We start from the raw sequence: 12,572 nt of genomic DNA, 5'->3' as shown, positions 1-12,572 counted from the left end.
GGCCTCGGCCGGGTTTTTTCATTCAGGGGTAGAAGATTTCGACGCTGTAGCCGCTGATGCGCTGTGCGCCGGTGGATAGCACCACCTGCAAGGGGAGTTCTGCGCCAGCCGCCATGACAGGAAGTGCGGCGCTGTCGCGTGTTGCTGTCTGTGTTGATGCCGTTGTGCTGGACGGCGCTGGTGGCGCCGATGCGGCCGCTACGGTTGCTTGCGCCGACTGAAGGGGCATGGCGGCCGATCGAAACTCGTTGGGCGCCAGCAGTCGGCGGCTGACCAAAGCACCGCTGGCGTCGGTGAGGCTGAGTTCAACCCAGGGCGTGGCCAACTCGACGTGGCCCTTGTTGCGCAAGCTGATGGCCAGTTGATACCGGGCACTGGCGCTACCGGGGCTCATCTGGCTCAGGGCGGTGCTCTCAACTGCCACGTGCTCAATGCGTTGCCATGGGCGCAGCTCGCAGCCGGCGAGTTTGCAAAAGCTCATCAGCGCTGGGCGGGTTTGTGGCCAGGTGGCCGCCATGGCGTCGTGGGCATAGAACAGCACTTGCGTGCCCAGCAGCAGCATCGACAGCAAAACACCCAGCCCAAGTGCTGCCCGCACGGTGCCGCGCTGCCAGATGTGCTGGCCATCGGCTGGCTTGCGCATGAAGGAGGGTACGGCTGCTTGGTTTGTCGCGTCGGCTGCGCTTTTGCCGACACGGCCGCTTTTCCCTGGCACCGACTTTGCAGATGGCGATGCTGCTGATACTGCGGATTTGGCTGCGGCTTGGGCGGCCGCCTCCAGGCTCTTGGAGAGCAGGACATCGGGCTTGTCATCAACGAGCGGCTCGGCGGGCGCTGCAGTGACTGGCGTGACCTTCGGTGCCTTGGCGACGCCAGCGGGCTTGGGCCGCGGCTCTTCATCCACGTTGTCTGGCGGTGCATCATCGACCCAGCGGGGCTCTTGGCGTTGCTGCCCGCCGGCGCTCACATAGGGCGCTGTCGCTTGGGGAGCCGCGTGGTCCTGTTCGACGTCGATTTCGGGGGCGGCGTCCGCGGCAAGTTCGGGAGGCGGCACAAATGCCTGCACGTGCTCGGGTTCAGAAAAACCGCTGTTGTGCTGATCTGCATGAGTCGTCGGAGTCTCATCAAACTGCCAGTTATCTTCGACGGACTCTGTGTTGGGTGTGTTGGTTACGTCCAACGCCTCGGCCGGTGCGGGCCACGGTGGCGGGGCTTCACGGTCGATGTCGAAGAGTTGTTCGCGGGCGTCAAACACCTCGGCGCAACGGCCGCAGCGCACCCAACCTTCGGACACACGGAGTTGATCTTGCACCACCCGAAAGATGGTGCCGCAAGCGGTACAACGGGTGGCGAGACTCATGGCGGAATGATGCCATGAGTTTTTGCCATTTCAGGCCGCACTGGCGCCTTGAAAGCGCCAAACCAAGGGATAAACCGAAGGCTTGGCTCGCCCATCAGGCGCTGCGCTGCGCGTGCATCAGGATCCAGCCCTCTTGGCTGTCGCTCACGTCCAGTTGCAACCAGGGCGCATAAGCCTCTTTCAGATCGTCGGCCTGACGCTCCAGGATGCCGGCCAGGATCAGGTGGCCACCCGGTGCCAGATGCGCGCAGAGCAAGGGTGCAAGCAGCTTCAGCGGCGTGGCCAGGATGTTGGCGATCACCAGAGGATATTCGCCCTTGGCAGCGTCGGGCATGGCGGCCTGCAGCGTGACCTTGTTGGCCTCGGCATTGGCTTGGCTGGCCACAATGGCGGCGGGGTCGATGTCCACCGCGTCGATGTTCAGCGCGCCATGCAGGGCCGCACCGATGGCCAAAATGCCGGAGCCACAGCCGTAGTCCAGCACGCGTTGCCAGGTGGGGGCCAACGTCTGGTGATGGGCAATCCAACGCAGGCACATGCGTGTGGTGGGGTGCGTGCCGGTGCCAAAGGCCAGACCGGGGTCGAGCCGCATGACCTTGCGGGCTTGCGGCGGCGCCTCGTGCCACGAAGGCACGATCCAGAACTCGGGCGTGATCTCCACCGGCTGGAATTGGGATTGCGTCAAGCGCACCCAGTCTTGCTCGGCCACGGCCTGAATGCCTTGCACATGCACGTCAGCGGCCCAGTCCTGGCTGAGGATGAGGGTAGCGCATTCGGTGGCTTCCGCTTCGTCCGGGAACAGCGCCTTGACCACCGAGCGCTGCCAGCCACCGCGCGGCGCGGGCATGCCGGGCTCGCCGAACAGGGCGTTCTCGGCGTCGGTGTCTGCATCGGCGTCCTCCACCGAAACGGCCAGGGCGTCGAGTTCCATCAGCGCGTCGCTGACGATCTCGACGTCGTCCTCGCCGCAGATCAGCAGCAACTCGTGCAGCGTGGCCGGGTTGGGTTCATCTTGCGCGTCGGGGGTGATGGCTTCACTCATCGCTTGTGCTGGCTCATCCAGCCCTCAAGGTAATGGATGTTGGTGCCGCCTTCGACAAACTTGGCGTCCACCATCAGTTCGCGGTGCAGCGGGATATTGGTCTGAATACCTTCCACCACGGTCTCGGACAGGGCGATGCGCATGCGCGCCAGGGCCTGTTCGCGGGTGTCGCCGTGCACGATGATTTTGCCGATCATCGAGTCGTAATGCGGCGGCACGAAGTAGTTGGTGTAGACATGCGAGTCCACGCGCACGCCCGGGCCGCCCGGCGCATGCCACATGGTGATGCGGCCGGGGGAGGGGGTGAACTTGAACGGGTCTTCGGCGTTGATGCGGCACTCGATCGCGTGGCCGCGCATCATGATGTTGCGCTGCGTGAAGGGCAGCTTCTCGCCAGCCGCTACGCGAATCTGCATCTGCACGATGTCGATGCCCGTGACCATCTCCGTCACCGGGTGTTCCACCTGCACGCGGGTGTTCATCTCGATAAAGTAGAACTCGCCATTTTCGTACAGAAACTCAAACGTGCCAGCGCCGCGGTAGCCCATCTTGCGGCAGGCTGCCGCGCAACGGTCACCGATTTTCTCGATGACGCGGCGCGGAATGCCGGGGGCCGGCGCTTCTTCCAGGATCTTCTGGTGGCGGCGCTGCATGGAGCAGTCGCGCTCGCCCAGCCAGACGGCGCTCTTGTGGGTATCGGCCAGCACCTGGATCTCGATATGGCGCGGGTTCTCGAGGAACTTCTCCATATAGACCTCGGGATTGCCGAAGGCTGCACCGGCTTCCGCTTTGGTGGTTTGCACCGCGTTCACCAGAGCTGCTTCGGTGTGCACCACGCGCATCCCGCGCCCGCCGCCGCCGCCCGCCGCCTTGATGATGACGGGGTAGCCCACGGCCCGGGCGATCTTGACGATTTCACGCGGATCGTCGGGCAGTGCGCCTTCAGAGCCGGGCACACAGGGCACGCCGGCACGGATCATGGCTTGCTTGGCCGACACCTTGTCACCCATCATGCGGATGGACTCGGGGGTCGGGCCAATGAAGGTGAAGCCGCTGCGCTCAACGCGCTCGGCGAAGTCGGCGTTCTCGCTCAGGAAGCCGTAGCCGGGGTGAATCGCTTCGGCGTCGGTGACTTCCGCCGTGGCGATGATGGCCGGCATGCTGAGGTAACTTTGCGAGGATGCGGCCGGGCCAATGCAGACAGCCTCATCGGCCAACTTCACATACTTGGCTTCGCGGTCCGCTTCGGAGTAAACGACCACCGATTTGACGCCCAGCTCGCGACACGCGCGTTGAATCCGCAGGGCGATTTCGCCTCGATTGGCGATCAGAATTTTTTTGAACATTGCCTGGGCCTTATTCAACCAAGAACAAGGGTTGACCGAATTCAACCGGTTGGCCGTTCTCGCACAGGATCTTGGTGATCGTGCCGCTGATTTCGGCGTCGATCTCGTTCATGATCTTCATGGCTTCGATGATGCAGACGGGGTCGCCTTCCTTGATCTGCTGGCCCACCTCGGCAAAGGCCTTGGCATTGGGGCCGGAGGCGCGGTAGAAGGTGCCCACCATGGGCGAGGTGATGACCTGGCCGGTTTCGACGACGGGTGCTGCAACGGGAGCGGCCACTGGCGCGGCGGCGGCCAGGGGGGCGGCGGTGGCCACTTGGCCGGCGGGCATCGCGGGGACCATCATCGGCACCGCCACGGCGCCTTCTGATTTGACGATGCGCACCTTGCCGTCCGCTTCGGTGATTTCAAGTTCAGAGATATTCGACTCGGACACCAGGTCGATCAGGGTCTTGAGCTTGCGCAGGTCCATAAGGTTTCTCCAGCGAGGTGATTATTGTGTTTTGAGGAAAAAAGAGGGCGTTCAGGCCTTCGCGGCGCAGGGCCGGCGAAGCGATGAGCGCCGCTCTTGCTTGATCAGCGAGGCACCGGCGGATTAAGCCGAGCCACCGCAAATTGCAGGGCCAACGAGTAGCCCTGCGCGCCCAGACCGCAGATCACACCTTCTGCCAGGTCCGAGAAATAACTGTGCTGCCTGAAGGCTTCGCGTTTGTGAATATTCGACAAATGCACTTCAACAAACGGCAGGGCAACAGCTGCCAAAGCATCCCGCAGGGCCACACTGGTATGGGTGTAGGCGGCGGGGTTGATGATGATGAACTGCGTGCCGTCGCCGCGCGCGGCCTGAACTCGGTCGACCAAGACACCTTCGTGGTTGCTTTGGAAGGATTTTAACGCAACACCTTCTTTGGCAGCCAATGTGCTGAGATCTGCGTCGATCTGCGCCAAAGTGAGTGAACCGTAAATTCCGGGTTCACGCGTGCCGAGCATGTTGAGGTTGGGGCCGTGGAGGACAAGTATCTGTTTCTGCGACATCGTTGATCTGTGGTCTGCCGTTTAGAGCCGGCGCACTAGAAGCGAAGAAGGCCGGACTTTACGCTTTTTGAAGCGTGATCCAGCGTCTTGTCATGAAATAAAGTGCTTGACCTCAATGATCCTTTGCGCCAGGCATTTTTCACATTGAGGCTCAGCCGGGCCGGTGGCTGCTGCCCAAAAGCCGGAGTTCTTCGGCATTTGTGGCGCCCAATTTTCGCCAGATTATCCGCCCATCTGCGTCAAAGGCGACGCTGAAGGGCAGGCCTCCTTGCGCATTGCCCAAGCTGCGTGTGAGGGTGGTACCGGTCGTGCCCGCCATGGCTTGCGGGAAATCGACAGGCAACTTCTTCAAGAAGGCCTGCACGGCGGCCGGTGAATCCACCGCCAGCCCGAGGACTTGCCAGCCCTGGTTTTTGAATTCCCGGTGGAACTGGGCCAACTCGGGCAGTTCTTTCACGCAAGGCGCACACCAGGTGGCCCAGAAGTTCAGCAACAAGGGTTTGCCGCGAAAGTCTGCCGCAGCCACCCAGGTCGAGCTTGCGCTGGTGGAGGCCGCTTCTTCCGCCAGGGGGCGCTCGAAACGGGCCGCCCAGAAGGCTTGTTCGGCCTCGGCCAGGGCAGGCTTTGGTGAGCCTGCCCGCCAAGCCAGCCCGGCACCCAGCGCGGCTGCGCCCAGGCCTGCGGCAGCCACCAGCAGATGGCGGCGCTGGTTAGGCTTGGCCGGATGGGTGGGGGGGGAATCGGCGGGATCGGTCACGGGCTTGCTCTTTCATCAGGGGCTGTGCCGAGACTTGCTTCGGCCAACAGTTTTTCCAGGGCGGCCAGGTCGCCTCGTTCGGTGCGGCCCCGGGAGTCGCTTTTGAGTGCGCCACGCATATCGTCAAAATCCAGAATGCTCAGGTGCAGCGTCACCCACTCGTTCAAGGCCGGGCACCGGGCGGCAAGGCTCAACACGTCCACGTCTCGGCCGCGTGGACCGGAGGTGGCGCCGACTTCGTAGTCCACCTGCATATTGATCAGGGCGATTTCGGCGGATTTGCTGTCGTCGCAGAACAGCTGCAAATGGATATTGGACAGCCGTGTCGCCGTGCCACGCCAGACGGCGCCGCACAAATGAGGACGAAACTCCGCCAATCGAGCCATCCACTGGGCCGCCAGTTCACGCAATGCGCGCAACTCTTGCGGCTGGGTGTCGGCGCAGAAGAGGGCAAGGTAGTCGCGTACCTCCTCCTCTAACTCTTCATTGCTGGGGAGCGCTGCGCGGGTGTTGCGCGCCAGGCCCAGGGCTTTGAGGGCGCGTTGTTTGGCGGGACCGTATTCCAGGCCTTCTTCAACCACCAACCGGGCAGCGGTGGCGGCAATTTCGGTGCTGATGCTGTGCTCTTTGGGCATGGGGGCTCAGGGCAGTTCGACCGCGGGCATGCGGGCTTCGATGGTCGCGGCGCGGGACAGCACGTAGGGCGAGGAGGGGCGCTTTTCGAATCGTTTGGGCGCGGGCAACATCACCGCCAGCCGCGCCGCCTGGCTGCTGCTGAGTTGGTTGGCGTTGACGCGAAAGTAGTGTCGCGCCGCCGCTTGGGCACCGAATACGCCTTCGCCCCATTCCACATGGTTCAGGTAGATATCCAAAATCCGCTCTTTGCCCAGCAGGCCTTCCAGCATGAAGGTGATCAAAAACTCCTGCCCTTTGCGCAGCAGATGGCGCTCGCCGCTCAGGAACAGGTTTTTGGCCAACTGCTGGGTGATGGTGGAGCCGCCGACGATTTTGGCCTGCGGCATCACCGAGGTTGCCAGGGGTTTGGCGGTGTTTTGGCTTTTGACGGCCTTGGCGCTAAGTTGTGCAGAGCGTTTGTCGGCCAAAATTTGGGCGCGTTGATTTTTTTCCCAGGCCTTTTCAAGTGCGTCCCAGTCCACGCCGCTGTGGTCGACAAAGCTTGCGTCTTCACTGGCAATCACCGCGCGTTTGAGCTGGCGCGACAGCCCGTCGCCATCCACCCATTGCTGGCTCCAGGCGATCTCATGTTTTTCCACAGCAAGCCGCCAGGCTTCGGAGCGTTCGAAGCTGGTGGACTGTGGCGCTGTCCAGGCCATCATGGCAATGCGGGCCGCAAAGTAGATTTGCAGCGCGAGCACGCTCAGCGCGAGCAGCAGGCCCAGGCGAGCCAAGGAGCGAAGCAGGGGCTTCATGTATGCAGGCTTCAGGACTTGGCCGCAAGCTTGGCGCGCAAGGTGGCCAAAACTTCGGCGGTGTCGGGTTTGACACCGCGCCACAGCTCGAAGGCCTCGGCCGCTTGCTCGACCAGCATGCCCAGGCCGTCTCGCGCCTCGGCGCCGTGCGTGCGGGCCCAATCCAGGAAGGGGGCAGCGGCGGGGCCGTACATCATGTCGAGCGCCAGGGCGCCGGGTGCCAGCACGGTGGAAGCCACCGGAACTCCCGCCCCGGCCAGGCTGGCACTGGTGGCGTTGATGAGGATGTCGTAGCCCGAGCCGCAATCCGCCAGCCCGCAGGCCTGCACCGGGACGCCGTGCTGGCCGGCCCAGTTCCGGTGCTGTTCAACCAACGCTTGCGCCTTGTCAGCGCTGCGATTGGCGAGCGTGATGGCCGCCGGCCCTTGTGCAATCAGGCTGCCCAGCACACCGGCCGAGGCACCACCTGCGCCCAGCAGCAAAATGCGGGCGCCGGCGAATTGGCGGCCGGCGTTGTTTTGGATGTCTCGCACCAGGCCGGCGCCGTCGGTGTTGTCACCGTACCAGCCGCCTGCCTCGGCGGGGTCAAAGCGCAGGGTGTTGACGGCCTGCGCCAACTCGGCGCGTTCGCTCAAGCGTGCGGCCAAGGCATAGGCCTCAAATTTAAAAGGCACGGTCACGTTGCAACCGCGGCCCCCTTCGCTGGCAAAGCGCTGCACAGTGCGGCGGAAATCGTCCAGCGGGCACAACAAGCGTTCATAGTTGAGCGATTGCCCCGTCTGCAGTGCAAACGCACCGTGGATCCAAGGGGATTGGCTGTGCGCCACGGGGTTGCCGGCCACGGCATAACGTGCGACGCCTTGGGCGCTATCAGGGGCAATGTCTTGGGTCATGGTGCTGATTGTGGGCTGCCGCTCATGCTGGCCTCCAGGCCGTCGTCACGGGTGAATCTGAATCGGGAGGTAATCACCAGTACTTCGGCGCCTTGGCGCATGGCGGCGCTGAAGGGGCCGAATGGCGCCGCCGCCCGCACAATGGCCACGGCCCGGCGGTCGAGGTTGGGGTCGCCCGAGGGCATGACAATGTCGGTGTCGATCACGCGGCCGTGTTGGTCCACATGGATGTTCATGGTGAGCTCGCCGTAGAGCTTGTGCCCCCGGTGCTCTGGAAAATCCCGGGTGCCGCGTTCTTCGATACGGTGCCGCAGCTTGTCGTAATACGCCGCGTAAACCACCTCGCGCGTGGCGGGGCTGATGTAGCGCTTGCGCGGCCGGGCGTTTTCTTCGTTGACGCGCTTTTCAATTTCGGCCAGCAATTGCACCAGGGCTCGGCGGCGTTCGGCTTGTTCGCGGGCGGCTTCCGAGCCTTTGTCGCGACGCGGGTCGGGTGGGGGCATCATGGCCAGCTCGCGTCGTACTTGCGCCAGCAGCAGTTGCTCCTGCTCCTTCAATTGTGCAATCTGCGCGTGCTGGGCTTCAACGGCTTCGCCCGCCTCCTGGTTTTTGGCCGGGGGCAGGGGCAAGGTGGCGCGCCCGGCCGTTGCTTCCCCGCCGCCACTCAAGTTGGCTTGAGCCAGGGCTTGCGCCTTGGTCGGCGGGGTTTTGCTCTTTGCGTTGACCAGCACCACCTCCAGGGGGGTGTCTTGAAAGATGCGTTCAAAGCCCGCCGGATCCACCAAACGAAGCGTCAACAGGGCCCCGTGGAGGCCCAGCGATAGCAGCAACGCAACAGAAAGAGGACTGAGCCGGCGCCGCATCGTCAGGTCACTGCGACCTCAGGGTTGGTGTTGTCGGCAGCCGCTTCATTGTCCGGGGCCAAGTCCAGCGCCAGGGTGAGTGGCCCGCTACCGGCTGCGTCCTCGTCATCGCCTTCGTCGTCGGCGGTGCTTGATTCATCAGCAGCAGCGGTGCCGTCCAGGCGTTCGATCAAGCTGGCATGCACATCCAGGGTCATCTCATCGGTGCCAGTGATGCGCACCCGCACATGGGCACCGCGCTCCAGCGGTTCGCAGCCTAGCGCCTTGAAGACCAGCGGCAGCTCATCCGCACGCACCAGACCGTCTTTCATGACCGTGGCCGTCAATTCGGTGATCTGGTTTTGCACCAGATAACGCAGCGTCCAGAAACGCTCGATACCATTTTGAAAGCCGTTGTACGCCGTATAGGCTGCATCAAAGCCGGAGATGATGGAGAACAGCTGCGCGTCCTTCGGCTTGAAGGGGGCAACCAAGGCGGCCGTGCGGCCATTCTTGGCGCAGGCAATGATCTGCCATTGATTCACCAGATCCACATAACGCCGCAGCGGACTGGTCGCCCAGGTGTATTGCGCTACGCCCATGCCCGCGTGCGGCAGGGCTCGGGTGCCCATGCGTACCTTGATGCCGGGCGCCATGCTGGCCTGGCTGCGGTAGATGCCGGGCAGGCCCAGGTCGTTCAGCCAGCCGCCCCAGGTGGAGTTGGCCAGAATCATGGCCTCGGCCACGATCAGGTCCAGCGGCGAGCCCCGTACGCGAGTGCTGATGCTGACGATCTCACGGCCGTTGGGCTCCCGTTCGCCGTTGCTGTCGAGGCGGAAGTTGTAGTCGGGCCGGTTGAAGTTCTCCGGCTTGCCGCGCACCACCTCGCGCTGCGCCTTCAAGGCCTTGGCCAAGCGGAAGGTGAAGGCCAATTCAGGCGCAAAGCCGTAGTCCGCCGCAGCCTCGCCGGTCAACGTAGCCTCGGTGATCACGCCGTCGAGCTTGTCGTGCCGCAGATTGGCTTTGATGGCCACCCGCTCCAGCCGGGTCTCGCTACTTTGCACTGCCAGCGTGGCTTCATCGAGCGTGAAGTAAATCGAGACTGCCGGGCAGTCGCGCCCTTCAATCAGGGTATAGGCTTGCACCACCTCGTCGGGGAGCATGGTCAGCTTCCAGCCCGGCATGTAGACGGTCGACAAACGCTCGCGCGCCACTTTGTCCACGGCGGAATCAGGCTGAATGGCCAAGCCCGGTGCAGCAATGTGCACGCCGAAAACAACGGTGCCCGTGCCCAGGCCCTGCACCGACAGCGCGTCGTCGATCTCGGTGGTGGCCGAGTCGTCGATAGAGAAGGCTTGCGCGCTGGACAGCGGCAACTCGTCCTTGATTTCCGGCGCCGTGAGCGCGGGAAAGCCCACGCCCTTGGGGAACTCTTCAAACAAGAAACGCTTCCAGTGGAACTGGTAGGCGCTGGCAATGGCGCCTGCGGCCTTGAGCAAATCCAGTGGCGCCTTGTGCGAGCGCCGGGTGGCTTCCACCACGGCCTTGTATTCCGGCCCATTCTTGTCGGGCTTGAACAAGATCTTGTAGATCTGATCAGCCACGGGCGCCGGGCAGGTGCCCGCAGCGAGTTCAGTGGCCCATTGTTCAATCTGCAAGGTTTGCAGGCGCTTGCGCTCAATGCCCAGCAAGGCCGCCTTGACGATTTCTTCAGAGGCCTTTTTGAACTGGCCCTTACCTGCGCGGCGGAAATAGTGCGGCGCCTCGTACAGGCGGAACAAGGCGGCCACCTGATGGGCGGTGCTGGCCTTGGCATCGAAGTATTCGCGCGCCAAGTCGGCAAAACCGAACTCGTTGTCTGGCGCGAACTCCCAGGCCAGATCAAGATCGATCTCCTGCGCCAAGCGCAAGCCCTCCGCGATCAACTCGGCGGGAGCAGGTTTATCGAACTTGAGCAGCACATTGGCGGCTTTCACTTTGACGCGCTTGCCTGACTCCAGTTCGATTTGCATCGAACTATCGGCTTCAGACATCACACGGCCGGCGAGGAATTTTCCGGCGTCATCGAACAGGGCAAACATATGCAGGCGATTGTCGCCGATTGTCGGGGCGGGCTCAGGTCCGCTGCTCGTTGGGGGGGCAAAAGCTTTGGGCTGGCGATGCCTTGCCCAACAAAGCATCACGGCCTACGCAGGCGGCGCAAGTCCGGCACAGGGTGTCCAGGCCACGGCCGAACGTGCATTGAAGAGTATCAACCGAACGCAATTACGGTGCAGGACTTGGGTGTGCATCAGATCAATGGCAATATTTTTTTCCAAAATTCTGCTGCGATACAAACAATCCGATCACTACCAGTGCCCCGCCCAAATAAGTGTTAAGGCCAGGAAATTCATTCAGAAATAGCACTGCCAACAGCGCGGCAAACAACGGTTCAGTTAATTCAAATAATTGAATTTGAGCAGGAGTGGCTAATTCAATTGCGCGAGTGGTGCAGTAAAAGCCTCCGATTGAGGGCAGTAAAGCCAGTGTCAATAGCGCTGTCCATGCGCCAATTGACCAGTCGGGAGAAATCGCGCCATTGGATACGAATGGAAATGCCAAATAAATACTTCCAAATAGCAATAAACGACGAGTTACCGCTAAGCCACTTCCGAGTTTCATCGCCTTAGCGATTACTGAAAATGCACCGTAACCAAGGCCAGCAATTGAGGCGTAAATTAAACCTGTTAGATTTGTGGGCCTAGAGACGCCTAAAAATACGGCCAAGCCAATAACACAAATCGCCAAACCTAACCAGCGTGTTGGGGTGGGCTTGTCTCCGATGAAAATCCAGCTCAAGATAAAGGCAGAAATAGTTGCAAATGCCATTAAGGTGAGGACTACATTGGCGGCAAGCTCGTGATGATAGGCGCTTGTTTCAAAGTAAAACAATATGAAAATCCCAAAAAAAGCACATACACCAGCACGTAGATAGGCAGTGGTTGATTCAACTTCCCCTCGAATTACTATTAGTAAACAGATGAAGCCAATCAAGCTTTTGAAAAATGCAATGCTGGCAGAAGTCAGTCCACTTTCCATTAAAAATTTACTAAGCACGCCAATAGTGCCATTTAAAGCGGCAGCAAGGGTTGCAAATAAAATTCCCTTGGTGCTGTCCGAAATTTCGTGTTGAGGCATTTGGTGTTGAGTTTATTGCGAGGGTGTCGTCTATTCCTGCCTTTCCTAGTTGTCTAATTTCTCTGGTTGGTGTGATAATTGTTTTATTGTTAATGGAGTCGATAAAATACGGAGTTGATTTCGTTTTTAATTATTGGTTGAAATATTTGAATTGTAATTAGGGTTGTTTTGTGTCTGTTGCGGGATTTTTAGAATTGAAGTGCCTGTTTTGAAAGGTCCCGTCAACTTGTGTCCTCGTTGTGGTTGTATTTTGATAATTAATGTGCATGAAAAGTAATGGAAATAACTAAGGGACTTCCTGTCCCCTTTTATGTTTGCGTAGCTGTTTGCATAAAAGTTTGTTTTGTAGTCGCAGTTGACGGTGTGGGGCATCGGTTGACGCGTTAATTGGTTTGGTTGTAGAGATGGTGGGCGAGATATTTTTGATTGGTCACAGAACGTCAAAATGGGTTTATTCGGCGTGCAATCCAATCAGTGGGAACGAGCGGGCTGTAGCGGTGGAACTCGGCAGCATGGCGTTGACGCGTTTGATCATTGCCCACCGGCCTGAAACGATTGCTGGCGCTCGGCGAGTGGAGTTGGTCCGGGAGGCATGGGCGGTGCAGCTGGCACGGGCTGTCGTAGCGCTGGAAAGTCCTGCGCAGGCGGGCGTCATCTGAGGGCAGGGGTGGGCGGCGCTTCTACATTCAC

At 61.0% G+C, this 12,572-nt stretch carries 13 protein-coding genes; 1 reads left to right on the top strand and 12 read right to left on the bottom strand.

Going from position 1 to position 12,572, the window contains the following annotated elements; all coding sequences use genetic code 11:
- Positions 1 to 22: 22 nt before the first annotated feature.
- The 12 genes from PRZ01_RS03295 to PRZ01_RS03240 all read right to left on the bottom strand — a co-directional run bounded on the left by PRZ01_RS03295 (position 23) and on the right by PRZ01_RS03240 (position 11,882).
- On the bottom strand, positions 23 to 1,360 hold the full coding sequence (locus PRZ01_RS03295; protein ID WP_273595326.1) for a zinc-ribbon and DUF3426 domain-containing protein: 1,338 nt from the start codon (positions 1,358 to 1,360) through the stop codon (positions 23 to 25).
- Between the two features lie 94 nt (positions 1,361 to 1,454).
- A complete protein-coding gene (gene prmA, locus PRZ01_RS03290; protein ID WP_273595377.1) occupies positions 1,455 to 2,351 on the bottom strand; it encodes a 50S ribosomal protein L11 methyltransferase in 897 nt (298 codons plus the stop codon).
- Between the two features lie 47 nt (positions 2,352 to 2,398).
- Positions 2,399 to 3,748: an acetyl-CoA carboxylase biotin carboxylase subunit gene (gene accC, locus PRZ01_RS03285; protein WP_273595325.1), complete on the bottom strand. Its 1,350-nt coding sequence runs from the start codon at positions 3,746 to 3,748 to the stop codon at positions 2,399 to 2,401.
- 10 nt (positions 3,749 to 3,758) lie between these two features.
- Entirely contained in the window at positions 3,759 to 4,220 is a 462-nt protein-coding gene (gene accB, locus PRZ01_RS03280) for an acetyl-CoA carboxylase biotin carboxyl carrier protein (RefSeq protein WP_273595324.1), read from the bottom strand.
- Between the two features lie 104 nt (positions 4,221 to 4,324).
- Entirely contained in the window at positions 4,325 to 4,783 is a 459-nt protein-coding gene (aroQ, locus tag PRZ01_RS03275) for a type II 3-dehydroquinate dehydratase (RefSeq protein WP_273595323.1), read from the bottom strand.
- A gap of 151 nt (positions 4,784 to 4,934) precedes the next feature.
- Positions 4,935 to 5,540 carry a TlpA disulfide reductase family protein gene (locus PRZ01_RS03270; protein ID WP_273595322.1) on the bottom strand — a complete coding sequence of 202 codons (606 nt, stop codon included), beginning with the start codon at positions 5,538 to 5,540 and terminating at the stop codon, positions 4,935 to 4,937.
- Positions 5,537 to 6,175, bottom strand: a complete 639-nt coding sequence (locus PRZ01_RS03265; protein ID WP_273595321.1) for a hypothetical protein — start codon at positions 6,173 to 6,175, stop codon at positions 5,537 to 5,539. The genes PRZ01_RS03270 and PRZ01_RS03265 overlap by 4 nt, the downstream gene beginning before the upstream one ends.
- A 6-nt stretch (positions 6,176 to 6,181) precedes the next feature.
- The gene (locus PRZ01_RS03260; RefSeq protein ID WP_273595320.1) at positions 6,182 to 6,970 is read right to left on the bottom strand and encodes a transglycosylase domain-containing protein; all 789 of its coding nucleotides are present in this window, start codon (positions 6,968 to 6,970) and stop codon (positions 6,182 to 6,184) included.
- A gap of 11 nt (positions 6,971 to 6,981) precedes the next feature.
- Positions 6,982 to 7,863, bottom strand: coding sequence for a shikimate dehydrogenase (aroE, locus tag PRZ01_RS03255; protein WP_273595319.1), 882 nt, complete (start codon positions 7,861 to 7,863; stop codon positions 6,982 to 6,984).
- Positions 7,860 to 8,726, bottom strand: a complete 867-nt coding sequence (locus tag PRZ01_RS03250) for a TonB family protein (protein WP_273595318.1) — start codon at positions 8,724 to 8,726, stop codon at positions 7,860 to 7,862. The genes aroE and PRZ01_RS03250 overlap by 4 nt, the downstream gene beginning before the upstream one ends.
- A gap of 2 nt (positions 8,727 to 8,728) precedes the next feature.
- The gene (locus tag PRZ01_RS03245; protein ID WP_273595317.1) at positions 8,729 to 10,786 is read right to left on the bottom strand and encodes a ribonuclease catalytic domain-containing protein; all 2,058 of its coding nucleotides are present in this window, start codon (positions 10,784 to 10,786) and stop codon (positions 8,729 to 8,731) included.
- Between the two features lie 214 nt (positions 10,787 to 11,000).
- Positions 11,001 to 11,882, bottom strand: a complete 882-nt coding sequence (locus tag PRZ01_RS03240) for a DMT family transporter (RefSeq protein WP_273595316.1) — start codon at positions 11,880 to 11,882, stop codon at positions 11,001 to 11,003.
- A 512-nt stretch (positions 11,883 to 12,394) separates the two neighbouring features.
- Between PRZ01_RS03240 and PRZ01_RS03235 the strand changes: the two genes are divergently transcribed.
- On the top strand, positions 12,395 to 12,541 hold the full coding sequence (locus PRZ01_RS03235; protein WP_273595315.1) for a hypothetical protein: 147 nt from the start codon (positions 12,395 to 12,397) through the stop codon (positions 12,539 to 12,541).
- Positions 12,542 to 12,572: the final 31 nt, after the last annotated feature.

This window comes from Roseateles koreensis, from assembly GCF_028595305.1.
GTDB lineage: Bacteria > Pseudomonadota > Gammaproteobacteria > Burkholderiales > Burkholderiaceae_C > Paucibacter_A > Paucibacter_A koreensis.
The sequence above is the reverse complement of the archived record's forward strand: the minus strand, read 5'-3'. Positions and strand labels throughout refer to the sequence as shown.

Bases quoted from the DNA above. Each gene is read 5' to 3' on its own strand.
- aroQ (WP_273595323.1), bottom strand. From the start codon at position 4,783: ATGTCGCAGAAACAGATACTTGTCCTCCACGGCCCCAACCTCAACATG.
- PRZ01_RS03235 (WP_273595315.1), top strand. From the start codon at position 12,395: ATGGCGTTGACGCGTTTGATCATTGCCCACCGGCCTGAAACGATTGCT.
- accB (WP_273595324.1), bottom strand. From the start codon at position 4,220: ATGGACCTGCGCAAGCTCAAGACCCTGATCGACCTGGTGTCCGAGTCG.
- PRZ01_RS03245 (WP_273595317.1), bottom strand. From the start codon at position 10,786: ATGTTTGCCCTGTTCGATGACGCCGGAAAATTCCTCGCCGGCCGTGTG.
- PRZ01_RS03265 (WP_273595321.1), bottom strand. From the start codon at position 6,175: ATGCCCAAAGAGCACAGCATCAGCACCGAAATTGCCGCCACCGCTGCC.
- PRZ01_RS03250 (WP_273595318.1), bottom strand. From the start codon at position 8,726: ATGCGGCGCCGGCTCAGTCCTCTTTCTGTTGCGTTGCTGCTATCGCTG.
- PRZ01_RS03295 (WP_273595326.1), bottom strand. From the start codon at position 1,360: ATGAGTCTCGCCACCCGTTGTACCGCTTGCGGCACCATCTTTCGGGTG.
- PRZ01_RS03260 (WP_273595320.1), bottom strand. From the start codon at position 6,970: ATGAAGCCCCTGCTTCGCTCCTTGGCTCGCCTGGGCCTGCTGCTCGCG.
- PRZ01_RS03240 (WP_273595316.1), bottom strand. From the start codon at position 11,882: ATGCCTCAACACGAAATTTCGGACAGCACCAAGGGAATTTTATTTGCA.
- accC (WP_273595325.1), bottom strand. From the start codon at position 3,748: ATGTTCAAAAAAATTCTGATCGCCAATCGAGGCGAAATCGCCCTGCGG.
- aroE (WP_273595319.1), bottom strand. From the start codon at position 7,863: ATGACCCAAGACATTGCCCCTGATAGCGCCCAAGGCGTCGCACGTTAT.